This is a genomic window from Pseudoxanthomonas winnipegensis (assembly GCF_004283755.1).
In the GTDB taxonomy this organism is placed as follows: Bacteria; Pseudomonadota; Gammaproteobacteria; order Xanthomonadales; family Xanthomonadaceae; genus Pseudoxanthomonas_A; species Pseudoxanthomonas_A winnipegensis.
Genome location: NZ_SHMH01000009.1, coordinates 190,558 through 208,898, shown reverse-complemented (window position 1 = coordinate 208,898; position 18,341 = coordinate 190,558). Strand labels below are relative to the sequence as shown.

The following is an 18,341-nucleotide window of genomic DNA, read 5'->3' as shown; positions in this document are numbered from 1 at the left end:
GTCTGAGCCCGCAAGCTCCTGATCGATTCCCGATTCCCGATTCCCGATTCCCGATTCCCGATTCCCGAATCCCGAATCCCGAATCCCGAATCCCGAATCCCGAATCCCGAATCCCGCCGCCGCGCCGCGGCGTTAGAACAGCGCCGGCGGCGCGCCGTACAGCCTGACCAAGTGCTCGGCGACTTCCGGCATCGCCTCGCGCAGCACCTGCGGGGCGGAGAAGTGGTATTCGCTGACCACGGCGAAGAATTCCTCCGGCGACTCGGCCGCATAGCCGTCGATGCGGGTGCGCTTGCCGGCGTCCACGCGCAGGCACAGGGCGTCGTAGTGCTGCTGGAAGTCCTTGGCCCAGGCGCGCTGCCAGCTGCCGGGCAGGGGCGGGCTGCCGTCGAGCACGCCGTTGAGGCCGTCGAGCTTGTGCGCCATCTCGTGCACGGCCACGCAGTAGCCGGCGGCCGGGTCTTCGATATCGGCCTGGACGTCGGCCCAGGACAGGATCAGCGGGCCGCTGTCCCAGGATTCGCCGGCCAGTTCGTCCTCCCACTCGTGCAGCACGCCGGCCGCATCGACGTGGCTGCGCTGCACGCGGAACGCCTCGGGGTACACGATCAGCTGCGACCAGCCGCGCAGCCCGCCGATGCCGAACTCCAGCAGCGGCAGGCAGCACAGCGCGGCCAGCTGCACGCGTGCATGCTCGTCCAGCTCCAGGCCGCCCAGCGCCGTGATCGTCTTCTGATGGAGGAAGCGCGCCGCCAGGGCGCGCAGCGTCTCGCGCTGGGACGGCTGCAGGCCACGGACCCACGGCAGGCCGTCGCTGGCCTGCTGCCAGAGGGCGTCATCGAGGGAGGGCGGCTGGCCGCGCAGCCAGCGCAACAGCGGCTGGATCAGCGGAACATCCCGGGCAGGAAGCTGTTCCACTTGGGCGCGCGCAGTCGCAGCACGCCTTCGTCGTCGCCACCGCCGCCCTGGCTGGTCGCCGGTGCGGCGGCGTGGCCATAGCCGGACGCCGGACTGCTCTTGTCCGCCGTCGCGCCGGTGGTGGACTCGCCGGCGCGATTGCCCGACGCTGCCGGTGCGGTCGCGGCCACGGCAGTGCGCCCGTTCTGGGCCAGCACGGGCGAGGCAACGCAGGACAGCAGCACAACGGCAAGGCAGGCGCGAAGCATCGGAAGACTCCGGGGCGGGCACACAGCGGCGAAACCCGATCATAACGCGCTTTTGACTTCCTGTACGCCATGACAGCATCCGCCGGGCCTCCCCATAATGGCGGCCTGATGACCGCCCTCCCTGTTCAGTCTCCCGCGTCCGCCGAGCGCGAGCGCCAGCTCCTGTCGCGCCTGATGCAGGGGCCGGTGTCCGGCGACCTGCTGGCGCAGGAGACCGGGCTGACCCGGACCGCGATCTGGAAGCGGGTCCAGGCCCTGCGCGAGGCCGGCATCGCCATCGCCGGCAGCGCCGGTCAGGGCTACGCGCTGCAGGGCCCGCTCGAACTGCTGGACGCCGACGCCCTGCGCGCGAAGCTGCCGGCCCAGGCGCTCGCCCTGGTCGCGCAGCTGGAGGTGGCCTGGAGCCTGGATTCCACCAACAGCGAGCTCCTGCGCCGCACCAGCCCGGACCACGGCTGCGCCGTGCTGCTGGCCGAGCGCCAGACCGGCGGTCGCGGCCGCCGCGGACGCAGTTGGGCCTCGCCCTTGGCCGCGCATATCTATCTGTCGGTGGCCCGGCGCTACAGCGGCGGCCTGGCCCGGCTGGGCGGGCTGAGCCTGGTGGCCGGCGTGGCGGTGGCCGAGGCGCTGCGCGCGCTGGGCCTGGCCCAGGTGGGCCTGAAATGGCCGAACGATCTGGTGGTCGACGGGCGCAAGCTCGGCGGCCTGCTGGTCGAGGGCGGCGGGGAGGCCGGTGGCCCGGTCCGCGCGGTGGTCGGCATCGGGCTCAACGTACGCATGCCGCAGGCGCAGGGCGAGGCGATCGACCAGCCCTGGATCGACCTGGCCGGTGCGCTGCCGACGCCGCCTGCGCGCCAGGCGGTGGTGGTGGCGGTGCTGGCGCAGCTGCTGCCGGCGCTGGCGCTGTTCGACAGCGAGGGGCTGGCACCGTTCCTGCCGCGCTATGCCGCGCTGGATGCGCTGCGCGGACGCGCGGTGACGGTGAAGCTGGACGAGGGCGATGTGGCCGGCACCGCCGAGGGCATCGCCGAGGACGGCGCGCTGCGCGTGGCGACCGCGCAGGGCCTGCGCGTCTTCCACGCCGGCGAAGTCAGCGTGCGCCCGGCATGAGTCGGGAGGCGATGCCGCAGCGCTGGCTGCTCGATCTGGGCAACACCCGGCTCAAGGCCGCGCCGCTGCAGGCCGACGGCCGGATCGGCGCGGTGGTCGCGCTGGATCACGGACGCGGCGCCCTGCTGGACCAGCTGCGCGCGCAGCTGCCTGCGTATGGCGCGTCGGCCTGCCTGGCCAGCGTCGCCGCGCCGGCCCTGACCGCCGGCGTGCTGGAGGTCCTGCAGGAACGCTTTCGGCTTGTCTCGCTGGCACGCACCCAGGCGCAGCTGGCCGGTCTGCGCGTGGCCTATGCCGAACCGGCGCGGCTGGGCGTGGATCGGTTCCTGGCGATGCTCGGCGCGCGGGCGCGCGGCGCCGGGCCATGGCTGGTGGCCGGCGTGGGCACAGCGGTGACGATCGATCTGGTCGCCGCCGACGGGGCGCATCTGGGCGGGCGCATCGCGCCTTCGCCGCAGCTGATGCGGCAGGCCCTGCACCGGGCCGCCGCGCAGCTGCCGGCCGAGGGCGGGGTGTTCGACGAGTTCGCCAGCGAGACGGTCGACGCGCTGACCTCCGGTTGCGACGGCGCGGCCGTGGCCCTGATCGAACGCAGCCTGGCGCAGGGGGCGCAGCGCCTGGGCCAGACGCCGTCGCTGCTGCTGCATGGCGGCGGCAGCGCCCCGTTGGCGGCGCTGCTGCCGCAGGCGCAGCGCATCGACAGCCTGGTGCTGGAGGGCCTGGCCGTGTGGGCCGGGATCTCCGCCGTGCCGGACCGATAGAATCCTGCGCCATGCTGATTCGTGCCCTGATCCTGTTGCTGGTCGTCCTCAACCTTGGCGTCGCCGCGTGGTGGCTGATGGCGCCGTCGTCGCCGGCGCCGGTGCCGACCGCGCAGGTCGATGGCCTGCCCTTGCTGAAGACGCCCACCCCGCAGCAGCTGGCCCAGGCGCGTCGCGCCGCGGCCAGCCGCCCGGCGGTCGAGGCGCCGCCGTCGCCGCAGCTGGTCGAGGCCAAGCCGAGCACGGCCGTGCCCGCGACGCCGGCGCCGCAGGCCAAGCCGGTCGCGCCGCCCAAGCCGGCGCCCGTCGCCGCGCCCGCGCCTGCTCCTGCGCCGGAACCGCCGCCCAAGCCGGCGCCGCTGGCCTGCACGGCGCTGGGTCCGTTCGACAGCGAGGCCGAGGCGCGCGCCGCCCAGGGCCGGCTCAAGCCGGCGCCCGCGTCGGCCAGGCTGCGCAGCCAGAACCAGCCGGCCCGCGCCTACTCGGTGATGGCGCCGTTCGCCGATCGCGCCGCGGCCGAGGACATGGCCCGGCGGATCACGGCCGCCGGCTTCGACGACCTGATGGTGATCTCCAACGGGCCGTCCTCGGGCGTGGCGCTGGGCCGCTACAGCACGCGCGAGGCCGCCCAGCGTCGCCAGCGCGACCTGGAGGCGGCCGGCTTCGATGCGCGCATGGAGGCGGTCGGTCCCGAGGGCCCGGTGCAGTGGTGGCTCGACGTACGCGCCAGCGCGCCGGCGACCGCGCTGCAGGGCCAGGCCGGGGCCGCGCGCGCCGTGGCGCAGGACTGCGCACGCGCCAGCGGCTAGAATGCGCCGCGACGCGTCATCGCCGCTTTAGCTCAGCAGGTAGAGCAACCGCCTTGTAAGCGGTAGGTCGTCCGTTCGATTCGGACAAGCGGCACCATCTCCCGCAAGGCCGAACGGGCGCCTTGTGCAACCGAAGCTGACCGCTGTTCAGCGTGTTCACGCAGTTTCGACGAGGCGCTCGGCAGCCTTCACATCAAGGTTTTCCAAAGGGGAAAGCCGGGAAACCAACTTCGGAGAATTCCCAATGAAGCGCACGATCTGCCTGCTGGTGCTGTCCGTTTTCTTCGCCGGTTCGCTGGCTGCCTGCAACACCGTCAAGGGCGCCGGCAAGGACGTCCAGAAGGTCGGCAGCAAGATGGAAGATTCCGCCGACAAGACCGGCGGCACCGGGACCAAGTAATCCCGCTGCAGCGTTCAAACGATTCAACGAAGAAGCCGGCGCAAGCCGGCTTCTTTGTTTGTGCGCGCCGGTGACAGGTGCGACAGGCGCGGTGGGCTAACGACCCCTCCACGCGCGGCTCATGCGCGCGCAACACGCGGCCGGGCAGGCTGCCCGCACGGCATCGATCCGCCGTGTTGAAACCATGAGGTGAACGCATGAACAAGGACATCATCGCCGGCAACTGGAAGCAGCTCAAAGGCAAGGCCCAGGCCAAGTGGGGCGACCTGACCGACGACGTGTTCGACGTGGCCGAGGGCAACGCCGAGTACCTGGCCGGCAAGCTGCAGGAGCGCTACGGCTGGGACCGCGACCGCGCGCAGAAGGAAGTGAACGCCTTCGAGCGTTCGCTGGACGAGCGCCACTGATCTTTCGCAGGCGCAGCGTGATCAGGCAACGGGCCCCTCGCGGGCCCGTTGTCGTTTGCGGCCGTGTTGGCACGTGCGACGGGCAGGCCGCCGCTTGGGCCGGGCAGTGGCCGCGGGCGGGTAAACTGGACGGCCCGCTTGCCACCGCATCGCCTTCGCATGAGCACCCGCGTCCTGACCGGCATCACCACTTCCGGCACGCCCCACCTGGGCAACTACGTGGGCGCGGTCCGCCCGGCCATCGCCGCCAGCCGCGCCGCCGACACGGAGAGCTTCTACTTCCTGGCCGACCTGCACAGCCTGATCAAGGCGCAGGACCCGGCGCGCACGCAGCGCTCGACGCTGGAGATCGCCGCGACCTGGCTGGCCGCCGGGCTGGAGCCGGACAAGGTGTGGTTCTACCGGCAGAGCGACATCCCCGAGATCTCCGAGCTGACCTGGTTCCTGACCTGCGTGGCCGGCAAGGGCATCCTCAACCGCGCCCATGCCTACAAGGCGGCGGTGGACAAGAACGTGGCCGACGGCGAGGACCCGGATGCGGGCGTGACCGCGGGCCTGTTCATGTACCCGGTGCTGATGGCCGCCGACATCCTGCTGTTCAACGCGCACCAGGTGCCGGTGGGGCGCGACCAGATCCAGCACATCGAGATGGCGCGCGATTTCGGCCAGCGCTTCAACCACGTCTATGGCCGCGAGTACTTCACCCTGCCCGAGGCGCTGATCGATTACCACGTGGCCACCTTGCCCGGCCTGGATGGACGCAAGATGAGCAAGAGCTACGGCAACACGATCCCGCTGTTCGCGCCGCCGGCGGAGCTGAAGAAGCTGATCTTCTCCATCCTCACCGACTCGCGCGCGCCGGGCGAGGCCAAGGACACCGAGGGCTCGCCGCTGTTCCAGCTCTACCAGGCCTTCGCCTCGGCCGAGGAAACGGCCGATTTCGCCCAGGCCTATGCCGAGGGGATCGGCTGGGGCGATGCCAAGCAGCGCCTGTTCGAGCGCGTCGAGCGCGAGGTCGCGCCGCTGCGCGAGCGCTACGAGACGCTGATCGCCAAGCCGGCGCGCATCGAGGAGGTCCTGCGCGACGGCGCGCAGCGGCTGCGGGCGAAGTACGCCACGCCGTTCCTGGGCGAACTGCGCGATGCGATCGGGCTGCGCGACCTGTCCTCGGTGAGCACGGTGCAGGCGCAGGCGGCGCCGAAGGCGTCCTTGCCGGTGTTCAAGCAGTACCGCGAGGCCGACGGCAAGTTCTACTTCAAGCTCTCCGATGCGCAGGGCCAGGTCCTTGTGCAGAGCCGCGGCTTCGACGCGCCGCGCGATGCGGGGCTGCGCGTGGCGGCGATGAAGGAGGCGAGCTCCGCCGATGCGCTGCCGGCGGCCGATGTCGAGCTGCGCGTTCCCGCCGACGAAGTACTGGCCGCGCTGGCCGCGCTGCGCGAGGCCGCGGCGCAGGCCTAGCGCGCGCTTTCTGGGACCTTGCGACCAAGGCCGCATCGTGCGTGCACGGGGCGCTGCCTAGAATCGCCGCATCCTTCTCGATACGGCGCGCACGCCATGAGCCAGCACGGCATCCACACGGTCGACACTGCCTTCCAGCGCGACCACTTCGACGCGTGCTATCTCATCGTCGAACACGGGCGCGGCGCGTTCGTCGATTGCGGCACCAACCATTCGGTGCCGCTGCTGCTGCAGGCGATCGCGCGGGCCGGGCTGACGCCGGCCGACATCGACTGGCTGCTGGTCACGCACATCCATCTGGACCACGCCGGCGGCGCCGGCCTGCTGCTGCAGCATCTGCCCAACGCCCGGGTCGTCGCGCATCCGCGCGCGGCGCCGCACCTGATCGATCCCTCGCGCATCATCGCCGGCGCCACCGCGGTGTACGGCGTCGAGGAGATCGAGCGCAGCTACGGCCAGGTGCAGCCGGTGCCGGAGACGCGTGTGGTGGTGGCCGAAGACGGCCATGTGGTCGACCACAACGGCCGCCCGCTGCTGTGCCTGGATACGCCGGGTCACGCCCGGCATCACTACTGCGTCTGGGACGCGCGCAGTGCGTGCTGGTTCACCGGCGACACCTTCGGCCTGTCCTATCGCGAGCTGGACGGCCCGCAGGGGCCCTTCATCCTGCCGACCAGTTCGCCGGTGCAGTTCGAGCCCGAAGCGCTCAAGCAGTCGATCGCGCGGATGCTCGCCTATGAGCCGCAGGGCATGTATCTGACCCACTACGACCGCGTCGGCTCCAGCTACGCCGAGGTCGAGAAGCTGGCGCAGGATCTGTACGAGCAGATCAATGCGATGGAGGCCCTGGGCCGCGACGCCGATGGCAAGCCGGACCGCCACGCGAAGCTGCTCGAGGCCCTGTCGACGCTGTACCTGCAGCGCGCCCGCGCGGCGCAGGTGCCGCTCGAGGATGCGCAGATCGAACGCGCGCTGGCGATGGACATCGAGCTCAATGCGCAGGGGCTGGCCTGCTGGTTGGATCGGGAGCGGCGGTGAGTGTTGCAATCCGTGGTGGCAGTGACACCTGGCGGCGACTTCATGTGGGCAGGATCGAGCCTTGTCGGATCAAGGGAACTCAAGGATGGCCAAGCGCAGGCAGATGACAGGTTGGCGCGCGCGGTGGGGTCTGGCGCGCGGTTCCGATGTGGCGGCCTTCTGGATGGCCATCGCGGTGGTCGGGACATTGATGGTGCTGGGCATATTGGGCGTACGGACCACCGGCGCGCTGCAGGCCGCTGCGCTGGCGTGCTTCGCCGCGTCGCTTTGGATCGAGCGCCCACTAGATCGACGGCGGGGGCTGTTGAACAAGCGCCTGGGGCAGATTCATGAAGCCTTCGCACAGGGCCTGGTGCCGCGCATGCCCTTGGCCTCGCGACTGTTGTCGATCACAGGCGCGGGACTGTTGCTGATCGCGGTCGTCCGCGCGATCGAAGGATAAGTACGCGTAGCTAAGCGCCGAGCGACTGGCCGCCATCGACGGACAAGATCTGGCCTGTGATCCAGCGCGCCGCGGGCGAGGCCAGGAAGACGGCGGCGTTGGCGATGTCCTCCACCGCACCGAATTCGCCGAACGGGATGCGCTCGCGGATGCGCGCGTATAGCGCCGGATCCTGGGTGCGGCGCTGCTCCCACAGGCCGCCGGGGAATTCGATGGAGCCCGGCGCGATGGCGTTGACGCGGATCTTTTCGCGCGCCAGTTCGGTGGCCAGGGTCAGCGTGTAGTAGTTCAGCGCCGCCTTGGCGGTGGAGTAGGCGGCCGCACGCGGCGTGGGCACCTGGCCGTTGATCGAGGAGATGTTGAGGATGCTCGGGGAGGCGCTGCGGCGCAGATGCGGCAGGGCCAGTCGCGTGCTGCGCACGGCGGACATCAAGTCGACGTCGAAGCCGGCCTGCCAGCTGGCGTCGTCGCTGCCGTGGCCGTAGCCGGAGGCGTTGTTGATCAACACGTCGATGCCGCCGAGCGCGCCGGCCGCGGCCTCGATCCAGGCCGCGATCTGCGCGGGATCGGACAGGTCGCAGGGCAGGGCGTGCACGGCCAGGTCATGCCGGGAGAGATCGGCCACCGCGGCCTGCAGCGGCGCCTGGCCGCGCGCGCAGATCGACAGCTGGGCGCCGGCCGCGGCGCAGCCCTGCGCGATGGCCAGGCCGATGCCGCGGCTGCCGCCGGCCACCAGCACGCGCAGACCCTGCAGGCTTGAAGTGTTCATCGCCTCGTGCTCCTGTTCGAAAACGCCCATGATGCGCCTGTGCCGGTGAGCGCCGGGGCGGTGGCGATGAAGCGCGGCATTCGCGCAATGGCCCATGGTGGCCTCACAATGCCCGGCCCTCCCGTGGACCACGCCATGCGCAAGACCTACCACCTGGATATCGAAGGCCGGCATCCCGAGCGCCTGCTGGAGGCGGCCAAGCACGACATCCGCAAGTACCTCAAGCGCGAGCGCCGCAAGCCCTTGCCGGCCGGCGCGGACATCTGGGACTTCGATGCGCGCTTCGGCCAGGACGAGGCGGGCGCGCAGCCGCTGCCGCTGACCGAACTCATCCGCGCCATCGACCAGCATGTCGCTGCCGGCGCCGTGCAGTTCTATGTCGAACTGCTGCGCAAGCCGGGCAACCGCAATGCACGGCCGCGTGGGCGCGATGGTGCGGCTGCCGCGGATGCGGGTGAGGATCTGTACGACGGCGACTGAGGTCGCCTGACGGCGAGCGCTGGTTGCGGGGAGAGGCTGCGAGGCGCGGTGAGCGCTGTGGCGCATGCTGCTTGGGTGCCTCGCACCTGGAGTCGATCGTTACGCGCCTACCGGCGCTCTCCGCGAGAGCTGGAGCCCAGCGGATTTGATGCGAAGTGCTAACGTCCATGGGTTCCCGCTTTCGCGGGAACGACGGGTTCTTGGGGCCTGTGCCCTTTGCCTTTGGGTCTTAACACGCGCCAAGCGGTCCGGCCGACGGTTGCGGCAGGCGCACAGGTGAGTTTCAGCCCACGGCTGCCGCTTGCATCTGTACGAAGAAGATCAGGGCAGACGCTTGCGCAGCGCCTGTTCGCGTGCGGCGTTTTCCGCCCGCAGCTGGGCCAGCGGGGCGATGCCGGCGGCCGCGCGCTCCTGGTCGCTGACCGCGCCCTCGCGCACCGCCAGCGTGCAGGTGGGCGGCGTTGCGCGCGCATCGCAGACGGGCTGGGTGCCGTACCACTGCTCGGACTGCCGCGAGAGCAGCCAGCGATCGGTCGTGGCCGCGGCCAGCCAGCGCAGCTGCGCATCGTCCGGCGCCAGAGTGCTGCCCAGCATCGCCAGCGCGTGCGCCAGGGCGTAGTCCTCGCCGGTCAGGCCGTGCTGGAAGATGGTGGCGGCCATGCGGTAGTCGTCGACGCTGCGCAGCGCGCCGGCCCGGATCATCGCGCGCACTTGTTCGCGGCGTTGTGCGTCGTGCTCGGCCATCGCCTTGGCGGCGGATTTCAGCGCGACTGGATCGGTCAGGGTCCGCACTTGGCCGCGTTCGGCCTGGTCGGCCTGGTACAGCGCGGCCAGCGAAGTGTCGGCCTGGGACTGGGCCGCGGCGCCGCCGCAGGCCAGGGCGCCGCAGGCGATGAGCAGGAGTGCGCGAAGCTGCATGGGATCTTCCGTGAGAGGCAGGGGGCGAGTCTGACCGGGCCAGGCGCGCGCGTGCAACGCCATCCCCGGCCCCCGACCGGGGCCAAGGCCGCCAGCGCGCATTGTTGGATGGGCGATGCGGCGAAGGTCACGGACTTGCGGCCGCATCTCTGTGGGCGATCGCATCCGCGCGCGATGGGTCCCTCTCAGCGTTCGCCAGCGTCGCAGCAGGCCATCGGTGGATGTATCCCGCCTGCGCCTGCACGTTTCGTGATCAGCTCACGCCGGTTTGAGCACCGAATCCAGCTGCGCCACGCACGAGAAATGCACGCTCTTCTGCTCGCCGAGCTCCACTTTCTGGAAAGCCAGGTTGATCGGCGCCCAGATGGCCTGGTTCGGGAAGCGCAGCACGATGAAAGGGAAGAACGACAGCGAGGATTCGGGCACGAAGCGCGCCGGATCGACCCAGGCGGCAGGATGCTCGCGTAGGGCGACTTCGCCGATGTAGCAGCCGAAGCGGAACAGCGTGGAGGGAATGCGGTCGGCGGGCAGGCCGTCGTCGTGCATCCGCTGCAGGATGCGGTCTACGTGGTGCAAGGAGTCCAGGCTGTAATCCAGGACGGTCCCGTCCACGTCCTTGGTGGCAGCGACGATGTTGGCGGCGTGCCGTTCGGCGAATTCCGGCGTCGGAGGGAATTCCAGCTTGAGCTTCATGTTCACGATGGGGCGTCCTGAGGGGCGGATGGAACAGGACGGGCCTGATGACATCCGGCGTCATTGCACGTGGTCGGTGGCGGCATTCTGAGGCGCCACCGCCGCCATCGTCCATCCGCTGAGGTGCATGCGCGCCCAGGCCAGGACGCCCGTCGCGGCCTGGGCGATATCGCCTGGCGCCGCGGATCAGTCCGCCAGCGCCAGATCGTCGATCAGCGCGCGCAGGAAGCGTGCGGCTTCGCCACCGGTGCAGGCGCGGTGGTCGAAGGTCACCGACAGCGGGATGACCTTGTGCGATTCGAAGCCGCCCATCACCGGCGTCATCTGGAAGCGCGCGCGCCCGGCCGCGACGATGGCCACGCACGGCGGCACCACGATCGGGGTGGCGTAGCGGCCGGCGAACATGCCGAAGTTGGACAGCGAGATGGTGTAGCCGGTCAGTTCGCTGGCCGGGATCGAGCGCTCCTGCACCTGGGTACGCAGGCGGTTGACGCCTTCGCGCACGCCGCGCGCGTCCAGGATGTCGGCATTGCGCAGGGCGGGCACGAACAGGCCATCGTCGGTGTCCACCGCGATGCCCACGTCCACGTGCGGATGCAGGGTCCGGGTCAGCGCCTCGCCGTCGAACCAGGCGTTCATCGCCGGCACCGCGCGGCAGGCGGCGACCAGGCCGCGCACCAGGCGCGCGGTGACGTCCTGGCCCGGCGCCCAGGCCTGGATGTCGGCGTCGTCGTTGAGCGTGGTCGCCACGACCTTGGCGTGCGCGTCGGCCATGACCCGGGCCATGTTGCGACGCACGCCCTTGAGCGGCTCGGGCTGGCCGCTGGCGCCGCTGCCCGGGGGCGAGGTGCGCATCGGCTTGCCGCTGGCCGACAGCGCGGTGCGCGCACGGTCCGAGCCCTGCTCGCCCTGGGGAGCGGATTCGGGACGTGCAGCGCCCTCTCTGGCTGCCGCACTCGCCCCTCCAGTGCCTCTGGCGGTGGGAGCGGAAAGCAACAGCGAAGGATCGGCGGCGGCCTGCTTGACGTCGGCCATGGTGACCACGCCCTCGGCGCCGGTGGCGCGCACGCGCGCCAGGTCCACGCCCAGCTTGCGTGCCATCGCGCGCACGGCCGGCATCGCCTTGACGCCACCCACGGCGACCGCGGCCTCGGCCTGCACCGCGTCGGAGGACTGCATCGCGCCGACCACCGTGCCGGCATCGTCGCGCTCATGATCGAAGCTCTCCACCGCGGGCGTCGGCGTGGGGGCCGGCGCGGGCCCGACGGCCGCGGCAGGCGCGGCGGGCTTGGGCGGGCCGTGGTGATGGCCGGTGTCCTGGCCTTCGGCGCGCTGGGGCAGGTTGGGATCGGGTTCGAACTGGGCCAGCATCGCGCCGGTCACCACCACCTCGCCGGCGGCGCCGGCCAGCTTGAGCACCTTGCCCGACACCGGCGAAGGCACCTCGACCACGGCCTTGGCCGTCTCCATCGACACCAGCGGTTCGTCCAGGCGCACCACGTCGCCCTCCTTGACGAACCATTCCACGATGGTCGCATCGGGCAGGCCCTCGCCCAGGTCGGGGAGGTGGAAGGTCTTGCTCTCGGTCATGGTCAACTCTCTTGAATCAATTCGATGGCGCGGTCTGGGATCCAGCCGCTGCGTCCCTGTGCATCGTGCGCCCACCACCAGCCGGCGTGTTGGCGTTCCAGCGTGATCACATCGCCTGGATCGGCGTCGAGTTCGCGCGTGTCGTAGTCCTGCTGGGCCGTGGCGCCGGCCTCGTCGATGCGGAACACGTCGGCCGGCATCCAGCCGCCCAGGCCCTGGGCCAGGGTGGCCCAGACGAAGTCGGGCCACTCGTGGTCGTGCTCGCCCAGCATCGCGCGCTCGCCCCGGGCCACGCGCACCGGCACGCGGTCGGGCGCGCGGTGGCGGGTCAGCACGCGCGCGCGCCGCATGTCAGCCGCGTGCCAGCGTGCGCTTGGCCGCCTCGACCACGCGCTGGGCGCTGGGCATGTACTTCATCTCCAGGCGGAACAGCGGCATGTGCGTGTCCGGCCCGGTGACGCGTTCGACCGGGGCCAGCAGGTCGTACATGCACTCCTCGGCCAGGCGCGCGGCGATCTCCGCGCCGAAGCCCGCCGTGCGCGGCGCCTCGTGCACGATCACGCAGCGCCCGGTCTTGGCCACCGACTCGGCGATGGTGTCGAAGTCCAGCGGGGTCAGCGTGGCCACGTCGATCACCTCGGCGCTGATGCCCTCGGCGGCGAGCTGGTCGGCCGCCTCCAGCGCTTCCTTGACCTGCGCGCCCCAGCTCACCAGCGTCACATCCGAGCCGTCGCGCAGCACGAAGCACACGTCCAGCGGCAGCGCCTCGCCGTCGTCGGGCACGCGCTCCTTGTACTGGCGGTAGATGCGCTTGGGCTCCATGTAGATCACCGGATCCGGGTCGCGGATCGCCGCCAGCAGCAGGCCGTAGGCGCGCTGCGGCGAGGACGGCATGACCACGCGCAGGCCGGGCACGTTGGTGAAGATCGATTCGTTGGCCTCGGAGTGGTGCTCGGGCGCGCGGATGCCGCCGCCCCACGGCACGCGCAGCACCATCGGGCAGTGCAGGCGCCCACGCGTGCGGTAGCGCAGGCGTGCGGCGTGGCAGACCAGGTGGTCGACCATCGGGTAGACGAAGCCGTCGAACTGCGCCTCGGCCACCGGCTTGAGACCCTGCGCAGCCATGCCCACGCTCAGGCCGGCGATGGTGGTCTCGTCCAGCGGCGTGTCCAGGATGCGCTGGGCGCCGAAGCGCTTCTGCAGGCCGGCGGTGGCGCGGAACACGCCGCCGTTGACGCCCACGTCCTCGCCCAGCACCACCACGGTGGGATCGTGGGTGATTTCCCAGGCCAGGGCCTGGGTGATGGCTTCGATCAGGGTGATCGGCGTGGCCGCCGGGGTCTCGACGGTCGGCATCGCGTGGGTCTCGCTGGTCGCTTCGTGCGCGGGCATCGGCTTGTGCTCATCCATGGCGCTGCTCCCGAGCAATGGCGTCGGCGCGCTGCTTCAACAGTTCCGGCGGCGGATCGGCGTAGAGGTAGTCGAACATCGCCTCCACCGGTTGCACCGGGGTGGCCAGATACGCGTTGACCTCTTCGTCCACGCGCTGCCCGCACTGCGCCTTCCAGGCGCTTTCCTGTTCCTCGTCCCACAGGCCCTGCGCGGTCAGCCAGGCGCGCATGCGTGGAATCGGGTCGCGTTCCCAGGCGGCCTTGACCTCGGCCTCGTCGCGGTAGCGGCGCGCATCGTCGGCGGTGGTGTGGTCGGACAGGCGATAGGTGACGAACTCCAGCACCGTGCCGCCCTGGCCGCTGCGCGCGCGCTGCATGGCCTGGTCCATCGCATCGAGCACGGCGATCAGGTCGTTGCCGTCCACCTGCAGGCAGAACAGGCCGCCGGCCAGGCCCTTCTGCGCCAGAGTTTCGGCACCGGTCTGCGCCGAGCGCGGGACCGAGATGGCCCAGCCGTTGTTGACCACGCCCAGCACCAGCGGCAGCTGGTAGGCGCCGGCCGAATTGAGCGCGGCGTAGAAATCGGTCTTGGACGAGCCGCCGTCGCCGCAGGTGCTCACCGCCACGCGGTCTTCGCCGCGCAGCTTGAACGCCAGCGCCGCGCCGGCCGCGTGCAGGCACTGGGTGGAGATCGGCACCGACCAGGAGAAATCCTGGCGCGGGACTTCGAAATCGTTGCCGCGCTCGTCGCCGCCCCAGTACAGCAGCACCTCGCGCGGCTTGACCCCGCGCATGAACTGCGCGCCGTACTCGCGATAGCTGGGCGCGAACACGTCCTGCGGGCGCATGGACGCGCCGATGCCCACGTGTGTGGCCTCGTGGCCCAGGCACGAGGCATAGGTGCCCAGCTTGCCAGTGCGCTGCAGCGCGATGGACTTGGTGTCGAACACGCGTACGAACAGCATCTGCTTGAACAGCTCGACCAGCCGGCCGGTGTCCTTGGCCAGTTCGGGCAGGGGGCGCCCGTTGGATGTGCCGTCGGGGTTGAGGTACTGCAGGAATTCGATCTGGAAACTGGCTGCCAGGGACATGGCATCGTCGGTCTTGCGGAATGAGGACTTCATCATAGCCGCGCCATGGTAATGACCCGGTGCGGCTTTTCCTTCATGCAGCGCAGCAGCAACCGGTTCCCGTTCACCCCGTTTCACGCAAAAAAACGCGGCCCATCAAGGGCCGCGTGGGTTTTTGCCGGGATGTGTCGTCCCGCTTACCTGACCGCGGTGGAAAACCGTGTGCCGTTGTTGGACGTGTCGCGCTCGGTCGAGGTGGTGGACACCCGCGCGTCGACCTGGACCGTGGATCCGCGCCGCGCCGTGCCCGTGGTCACCCACAGCGGGAACGCCGCCTGCGCGCCATCGGCCAGCGGCGTGCGCGTGACGCAGCGCAGCTGGGTATTGCGCAGCGAGCCCTCGCGCCGGCAGCTCCAGCCGCGCGGCGGATCGATCAGCGTCAGCACGTTCAGCGTATTGCCTTCGATCAGCACCTGGGCATTGGCCGCCGGCTGGCCGGCGTTGGCCACATGCACCACATAGCGCGTGTAGAACTGCGGGGCGCGGATGCTGGCCGGGCCTTCGACGGACACCGACACATCGGCGGTCGGCGGCGCGGTCACCTGCACCTGGGCCACGGCCTGGTTGTTGCTGCTGTCCGGGTCGAAGGTCTGCGAGGTCGCGGCCACGGCCAGGGTGACGCCGGTACCGGACTGGCTGGCCACCGAGGTCGCGCTGACGCTGAAATCTGCCGTTGCGGCGTTGTCCAGCGTGGCGCTGTTGCAGGCCACCGAGGTCATGCCGTCGGCCACCTGCGCCGCATCGCAGCTCCAGCCACTCGGCGCGACGACCGTCATGTCCGGCAGCGCGCCGGCCAGCGAGAAGCCCACGCCCGGGGCGTTGGCGCCTTCGGGCCCGTTGTTGCGCACGTTCACCGTGTAGTGCAGTGGCTGGCCGGCGACGACGCTGGCCGCATCGGCCGTGGCGGCGATCGCCAGGTCGGCCTTGGGCGCCAGTTCGAAGTAGGCCACCACCGGATCGTGGTCGGACAGGCGGGCCGGCGAGGTCGCATCGTTGCGCGCCACTTCCGGGAAATCGGCATTGATGCGCGCGTGGTCCATGCCGAAGGCGGTGGTGGCCAGCACCAGCGCGTCGTTGACCAGCACATGGTCCAGCGTCTGCGCGCTGCCGCCGAAGGTGTATGAGTAGTTCTGGCCGGCGGCGAGCAGTTCGCCCAGGTTGGTCAGGTCCGGATTGACCAGGTCGGCGCCGTCGCCGGGCACCAGGGTCTGCGCATCGGGGGTGGGCAGTCCGGTGATGGTGCCCAGCGCATCGACGTAGCCGTCGTTGAACTGGAAGGCGTTGAAATCGCCCAGCACGGTGATGCGACGCTCCGGGTTGTCGGTCTGCAGACCCTGGATCAGATCGGCCAGGAATACCGCCTGCGCCTGGCGCTTGGCGCGCACGCGCTCACCGGCGGCGTCGAGCGTGTCGGCGCCGTTGAGCGAGCGCTGATGCACGGCGATCACGGTGATCGGGAAGCTGCGGCCGTCGGCCCAGTGCACCACCGCATCCAGCGCCAGCGGCGGGCGGTCGTTGAGCAGGCTGGTGGCGCCGGAGGGCTCGGTCCAGGTGGTGTCCTTGCCGTACTGGGTCACGCCGGAGACCTCCACGCGCGCCACGCTGGCGCCGACCGTGGCGGTCTTCACCAGGAAGCCCACGTCGATGCCGCCTACATCGTTGCCTTCCTTCAGGTAGGGCACGTACTGCGGATCGGCCAGGCCCTGCGCCACCGCGTCGGCGTTGACCTTGTCGGCCACCTTCTGCAGCGTGGCCAGGTTCTCCATCTCCACCACCGCCAGGATGTCGGGCAGGCGCAGATAGTCGCGGATGGCGACCGAGGCCTTGGACAGGCGGTTGGCGAAGGCCGAGGGCGTCAGCGTCGGCGCGCCGTTGCCGTCGGCGGTGGTGTCGAAGAAACGCTCCATGTTGTAGCCGGCCACGGTGAACTCGTTGGCGTTGGGCGCACGCGCCGGCGTCGGGCCCGGGCCGGCGACGGTGTCCACCGCCACGCTCGGGTCGCGCACGATCACGTAGTGGCGATAGCTGTAGTCCAGCGGGCCGGTCAGGCCACTGACCACCGCGCCGGCGGCCAGGTCCAGCGCGGTGCTGGCGCCGCCCAGCGTGTCGCTGTCGATGGTCAGGATTTCCGGATTGCCGTCCCACTGCGGGATGGCGCCGGAGACCGGCGTGGGCGCCTCGATGCCCGGCTCGCGGAACGGACGGGCGGTTTCGCCGATGACCGCGTAGAACTGGCCGTCGGTGGTGCCGGTGGCGTTGACTTCGTTGGTGAAGCCGCCGGTCGGGCCGACCACGCGCAGCTGCGGCACGGTCACGCGCATGCCTTCGAAGCGCTCCAGCTGGTCCAGGCCGCCGCCGGCGGTGAGCATCGAGGCATTCAGCGCGATCGGCGCCGGCAGCGCCTGGCCGCTGGCCAGCAGCGTGGCGGTGACGCCGCCGCTAAGTTCGGTCAGCGGGCGCTGGTAGGGATCGGCGCTGGGCACGTATTCCTGCACGGTGCCGGACACGCGCACCAGGTTGCCGACCACGGCCGCGGCCGGGCGCGTGCTGCCGGTGTAGACGTACAGGCCCTCGGAGGTGGCCGGGTCGCTGTCGACCTCGGCGTCGGGCGTCTGGATCCAGAAGCCGACGTTCTTGACCGCGGTGACGATGCCGGTGGTGTAGACCAGCGCGCCCTTGCGCGGCGATTCGATGCCCGCGCCCTGGATGTCGTGGATGGCGGTCAGCGACAGATCGTCGTTGACGATGGTGCCGGTGGCCTTGGCCGTGCCCAGCAACGCCGCGCCGGACAGGTTGGACAGGGTGAGGCTGAAGGTCTCGTCGGCCTCGGTGACGCTGTCGTCGATGAGGGCGATGGAGACCGTGGCGCTGGTCTGGCCCGCGGCGAGGGTGACGCGGCCGCTGCTGGCGACGTAGTCGCTGCCGGCCGTGGCGGTGCCGTCGGCCGTGGCGTAGTCCACCGCGATGCCGCCGGACGGCGCCGGCTGGCTCAGGGTCAGGGTGAACACCAGCGGGCCGGCCCCCTCATCGCCCGAGGCGTCGGCGATGGACAGCACCGGCGTGCCGGCCGCGCCGCAGATCACCGCGGCGCTGGCGCGGTTGCGCGGAGTGGGCGCGCCGGTGGCGAAATCGGTGGCGTTGTCGTTGCCGTCGGTGCAGCCGTCGCCGGCGCGCAGCACCGCCAGGGTGTTGCTCGGCGCCGGGGTGGGGCCGCTGCCCTCGTAGCAGCTGGCCGTGCCGCCGAAGCCGACCAGATCCACCGCCCCGCTCGGGCAGGCGCCGCTGAGCGCGGTGGCGCTGGCCACCAGGGCGACCTTGCCGGCGGTGCCGGACATGGCGATGTTGCCGCTGGCATCCGGCGTGGGCAGGGCGGTGCTGCCGCCGCTGCCCTTGGCCTCCTGCACCAGGTAGTAGCCGCCGGCGGGCAGGCTTCCGCTCAGCGCGGTGACCGCCCAGCTGGTGCCGCTGGCGCTGGCGTACTGCACGCTGTAGCCGGACAGGTCCACCGCGGCGGTGCCGGTGTTGTGCAGTTCGATGAAGTCGTTGGTGTAGGTGGCGCCGCTGTTGCCGCCGCCGCCGTAGACCTGGCTGATCACCACCTGCGCCTGCGCGCACTGCGCGCCGCCCAGGCCCAACATCGCAAGCGCCAGCAGGCGCGACCAACGCGTCGTCATCGACGGCTTCTCCATGGCAAGGCTTCGGGGGATGGGGCCCGGTTCCGCCGGCCCGCGTCCGGACTATGAACGAAGCCTGAGTAAATTGCATGACAGCCATCGGCC

19 protein-coding genes and 1 tRNA gene are annotated in these 18,341 nt (G+C 70.9%); 10 read left to right on the top strand and 10 right to left on the bottom strand.

The window, feature by feature from the left end:
- Positions 1 to 132: 132 nt before the first annotated feature.
- Both EAT51_RS17410 and EAT51_RS17405 read right to left on the bottom strand, forming a co-directional pair.
- Positions 133 to 918, bottom strand: a complete 786-nt coding sequence (locus EAT51_RS17410) for a M90 family metallopeptidase (RefSeq protein ID WP_205953497.1) — start codon at positions 916 to 918, stop codon at positions 133 to 135.
- On the bottom strand, positions 885 to 1,166 hold the full coding sequence (locus EAT51_RS17405; RefSeq protein WP_130516336.1) for a hypothetical protein: 282 nt from the start codon (positions 1,164 to 1,166) through the stop codon (positions 885 to 887). Before EAT51_RS17405 ends, EAT51_RS17410 begins: the two co-directional genes overlap by 34 nt.
- A 108-nt stretch (positions 1,167 to 1,274) precedes the next feature.
- Between EAT51_RS17405 and birA the strand changes: the two genes are divergently transcribed.
- From birA to EAT51_RS17360, 9 genes are all read left to right on the top strand, one after another.
- The gene (gene birA, locus EAT51_RS17400; protein WP_130516338.1) at positions 1,275 to 2,276 is read left to right on the top strand and encodes a bifunctional biotin--[acetyl-CoA-carboxylase] ligase/biotin operon repressor BirA; all 1,002 of its coding nucleotides are present in this window, start codon (positions 1,275 to 1,277) and stop codon (positions 2,274 to 2,276) included.
- 11 nt (positions 2,277 to 2,287) lie between these two features.
- Positions 2,288 to 3,037 carry a type III pantothenate kinase gene (locus tag EAT51_RS17395; protein ID WP_130517580.1) on the top strand — a complete coding sequence of 250 codons (750 nt, stop codon included), beginning with the start codon at positions 2,288 to 2,290 and terminating at the stop codon, positions 3,035 to 3,037.
- Positions 3,038 to 3,048: 11 nt separating this feature from the next.
- Entirely contained in the window at positions 3,049 to 3,846 is a 798-nt protein-coding gene (locus EAT51_RS17390) for an SPOR domain-containing protein (RefSeq protein WP_130516340.1), read from the top strand.
- 21 nt (positions 3,847 to 3,867) lie between these two features.
- Positions 3,868 to 3,943: transfer RNA gene (locus EAT51_RS17385), tRNA-Thr, on the top strand.
- A 147-nt stretch (positions 3,944 to 4,090) separates the two neighbouring features.
- Positions 4,091 to 4,246: an entericidin A/B family lipoprotein gene (locus EAT51_RS17380; protein WP_130516342.1), complete on the top strand. Its 156-nt coding sequence runs from the start codon at positions 4,091 to 4,093 to the stop codon at positions 4,244 to 4,246.
- A gap of 197 nt (positions 4,247 to 4,443) precedes the next feature.
- Positions 4,444 to 4,653: a CsbD family protein gene (locus EAT51_RS17375; RefSeq protein ID WP_130516345.1), complete on the top strand. Its 210-nt coding sequence runs from the start codon at positions 4,444 to 4,446 to the stop codon at positions 4,651 to 4,653.
- A gap of 159 nt (positions 4,654 to 4,812) precedes the next feature.
- Positions 4,813 to 6,111, top strand: coding sequence for a tryptophan--tRNA ligase (locus tag EAT51_RS17370; RefSeq protein WP_130516347.1), 1,299 nt, complete (start codon positions 4,813 to 4,815; stop codon positions 6,109 to 6,111).
- 96 nt (positions 6,112 to 6,207) lie between these two features.
- The gene (locus EAT51_RS17365) at positions 6,208 to 7,149 is read left to right on the top strand and encodes an MBL fold metallo-hydrolase (protein WP_130516349.1); all 942 of its coding nucleotides are present in this window, start codon (positions 6,208 to 6,210) and stop codon (positions 7,147 to 7,149) included.
- 85 nt (positions 7,150 to 7,234) lie between these two features.
- The gene (locus tag EAT51_RS17360; RefSeq protein ID WP_130516351.1) at positions 7,235 to 7,591 is read left to right on the top strand and encodes a hypothetical protein; all 357 of its coding nucleotides are present in this window, start codon (positions 7,235 to 7,237) and stop codon (positions 7,589 to 7,591) included.
- Positions 7,592 to 7,601: 10 nt separating this feature from the next.
- On the opposite strand, the gene EAT51_RS17355 is transcribed toward EAT51_RS17360, so the two are convergent.
- Positions 7,602 to 8,360, bottom strand: a complete 759-nt coding sequence (locus EAT51_RS17355) for an SDR family NAD(P)-dependent oxidoreductase (protein WP_130554030.1) — start codon at positions 8,358 to 8,360, stop codon at positions 7,602 to 7,604.
- 135 nt (positions 8,361 to 8,495) lie between these two features.
- Here EAT51_RS17355 and EAT51_RS17350 point away from each other — a divergent pair, with 135 nt between their 5' ends.
- Positions 8,496 to 8,840, top strand: a complete 345-nt coding sequence (locus EAT51_RS17350) for a DUF6172 family protein (protein ID WP_130517582.1) — start codon at positions 8,496 to 8,498, stop codon at positions 8,838 to 8,840.
- A 321-nt stretch (positions 8,841 to 9,161) separates the two neighbouring features.
- On the opposite strand, the gene EAT51_RS17345 is transcribed toward EAT51_RS17350, so the two are convergent.
- The 7 genes from EAT51_RS17345 to EAT51_RS17315 form a co-directional block, all read right to left on the bottom strand.
- Positions 9,162 to 9,758: a hypothetical protein gene (locus EAT51_RS17345; protein ID WP_130516355.1), complete on the bottom strand. Its 597-nt coding sequence runs from the start codon at positions 9,756 to 9,758 to the stop codon at positions 9,162 to 9,164.
- Positions 9,759 to 10,016: 258 nt separating this feature from the next.
- Positions 10,017 to 10,457, bottom strand: coding sequence for a hypothetical protein (locus tag EAT51_RS17340; RefSeq protein WP_130516357.1), 441 nt, complete (start codon positions 10,455 to 10,457; stop codon positions 10,017 to 10,019).
- Positions 10,458 to 10,637: 180 nt separating this feature from the next.
- Positions 10,638 to 12,041 (bottom strand): dihydrolipoamide acetyltransferase family protein, encoded by a 1,404-nt coding sequence (locus EAT51_RS17335; protein ID WP_130516359.1) that lies wholly within the window; start codon positions 12,039 to 12,041, stop codon positions 10,638 to 10,640.
- Positions 12,042 to 12,043: 2 nt separating this feature from the next.
- Positions 12,044 to 12,391: an SH3 domain-containing protein gene (locus EAT51_RS17330; RefSeq protein WP_130516361.1), complete on the bottom strand. Its 348-nt coding sequence runs from the start codon at positions 12,389 to 12,391 to the stop codon at positions 12,044 to 12,046.
- Position 12,392: 1 nt separating this feature from the next.
- Positions 12,393 to 13,397 (bottom strand): alpha-ketoacid dehydrogenase subunit beta, encoded by a 1,005-nt coding sequence (locus tag EAT51_RS17325; RefSeq protein ID WP_130517586.1) that lies wholly within the window; start codon positions 13,395 to 13,397, stop codon positions 12,393 to 12,395.
- A 46-nt stretch (positions 13,398 to 13,443) separates the two neighbouring features.
- Positions 13,444 to 14,523, bottom strand: coding sequence for a pyruvate dehydrogenase (acetyl-transferring) E1 component subunit alpha (gene pdhA / locus EAT51_RS17320; protein WP_130517584.1), 1,080 nt, complete (start codon positions 14,521 to 14,523; stop codon positions 13,444 to 13,446).
- Between the two features lie 176 nt (positions 14,524 to 14,699).
- Complete coding sequence (locus EAT51_RS17315; protein ID WP_130516363.1) at positions 14,700 to 18,236, bottom strand: Calx-beta domain-containing protein; 3,537 nt, start codon at positions 18,234 to 18,236, stop codon at positions 14,700 to 14,702.
- Between the last annotated feature and the right edge of the window lie 105 nt (positions 18,237 to 18,341).

Coding starts and splice junctions, on each gene's coding strand:
- EAT51_RS17405 (WP_130516336.1), bottom strand. CDS start 1,166: ATGCTTCGCGCCTGCCTTGCCGTTGTGCTGCTGTCCTGCGTTGCCTCG.
- birA (WP_130516338.1), top strand. CDS start 1,275: ATGACCGCCCTCCCTGTTCAGTCTCCCGCGTCCGCCGAGCGCGAGCGC.
- EAT51_RS17395 (WP_130517580.1), top strand. CDS start 2,288: ATGCCGCAGCGCTGGCTGCTCGATCTGGGCAACACCCGGCTCAAGGCC.
- EAT51_RS17390 (WP_130516340.1), top strand. CDS start 3,049: ATGCTGATTCGTGCCCTGATCCTGTTGCTGGTCGTCCTCAACCTTGGC.
- EAT51_RS17380 (WP_130516342.1), top strand. CDS start 4,091: ATGAAGCGCACGATCTGCCTGCTGGTGCTGTCCGTTTTCTTCGCCGGT.
- EAT51_RS17375 (WP_130516345.1), top strand. CDS start 4,444: ATGAACAAGGACATCATCGCCGGCAACTGGAAGCAGCTCAAAGGCAAG.
- EAT51_RS17370 (WP_130516347.1), top strand. CDS start 4,813: ATGAGCACCCGCGTCCTGACCGGCATCACCACTTCCGGCACGCCCCAC.
- EAT51_RS17365 (WP_130516349.1), top strand. CDS start 6,208: ATGAGCCAGCACGGCATCCACACGGTCGACACTGCCTTCCAGCGCGAC.
- EAT51_RS17360 (WP_130516351.1), top strand. CDS start 7,235: ATGGCCAAGCGCAGGCAGATGACAGGTTGGCGCGCGCGGTGGGGTCTG.
- EAT51_RS17355 (WP_130554030.1), bottom strand. CDS start 8,360: ATGAACACTTCAAGCCTGCAGGGTCTGCGCGTGCTGGTGGCCGGCGGC.
- EAT51_RS17350 (WP_130517582.1), top strand. CDS start 8,496: ATGCGCAAGACCTACCACCTGGATATCGAAGGCCGGCATCCCGAGCGC.
- EAT51_RS17345 (WP_130516355.1), bottom strand. CDS start 9,758: ATGCAGCTTCGCGCACTCCTGCTCATCGCCTGCGGCGCCCTGGCCTGC.
- EAT51_RS17335 (WP_130516359.1), bottom strand. CDS start 12,041: ATGACCGAGAGCAAGACCTTCCACCTCCCCGACCTGGGCGAGGGCCTG.
- EAT51_RS17330 (WP_130516361.1), bottom strand. CDS start 12,391: ATGCGGCGCGCGCGCGTGCTGACCCGCCACCGCGCGCCCGACCGCGTG.
- EAT51_RS17325 (WP_130517586.1), bottom strand. CDS start 13,397: ATGCCGACCGTCGAGACCCCGGCGGCCACGCCGATCACCCTGATCGAA.
- pdhA (WP_130517584.1), bottom strand. CDS start 14,523: ATGTCCCTGGCAGCCAGTTTCCAGATCGAATTCCTGCAGTACCTCAAC.
- EAT51_RS17315 (WP_130516363.1), bottom strand. CDS start 18,236: ATGACGACGCGTTGGTCGCGCCTGCTGGCGCTTGCGATGTTGGGCCTG.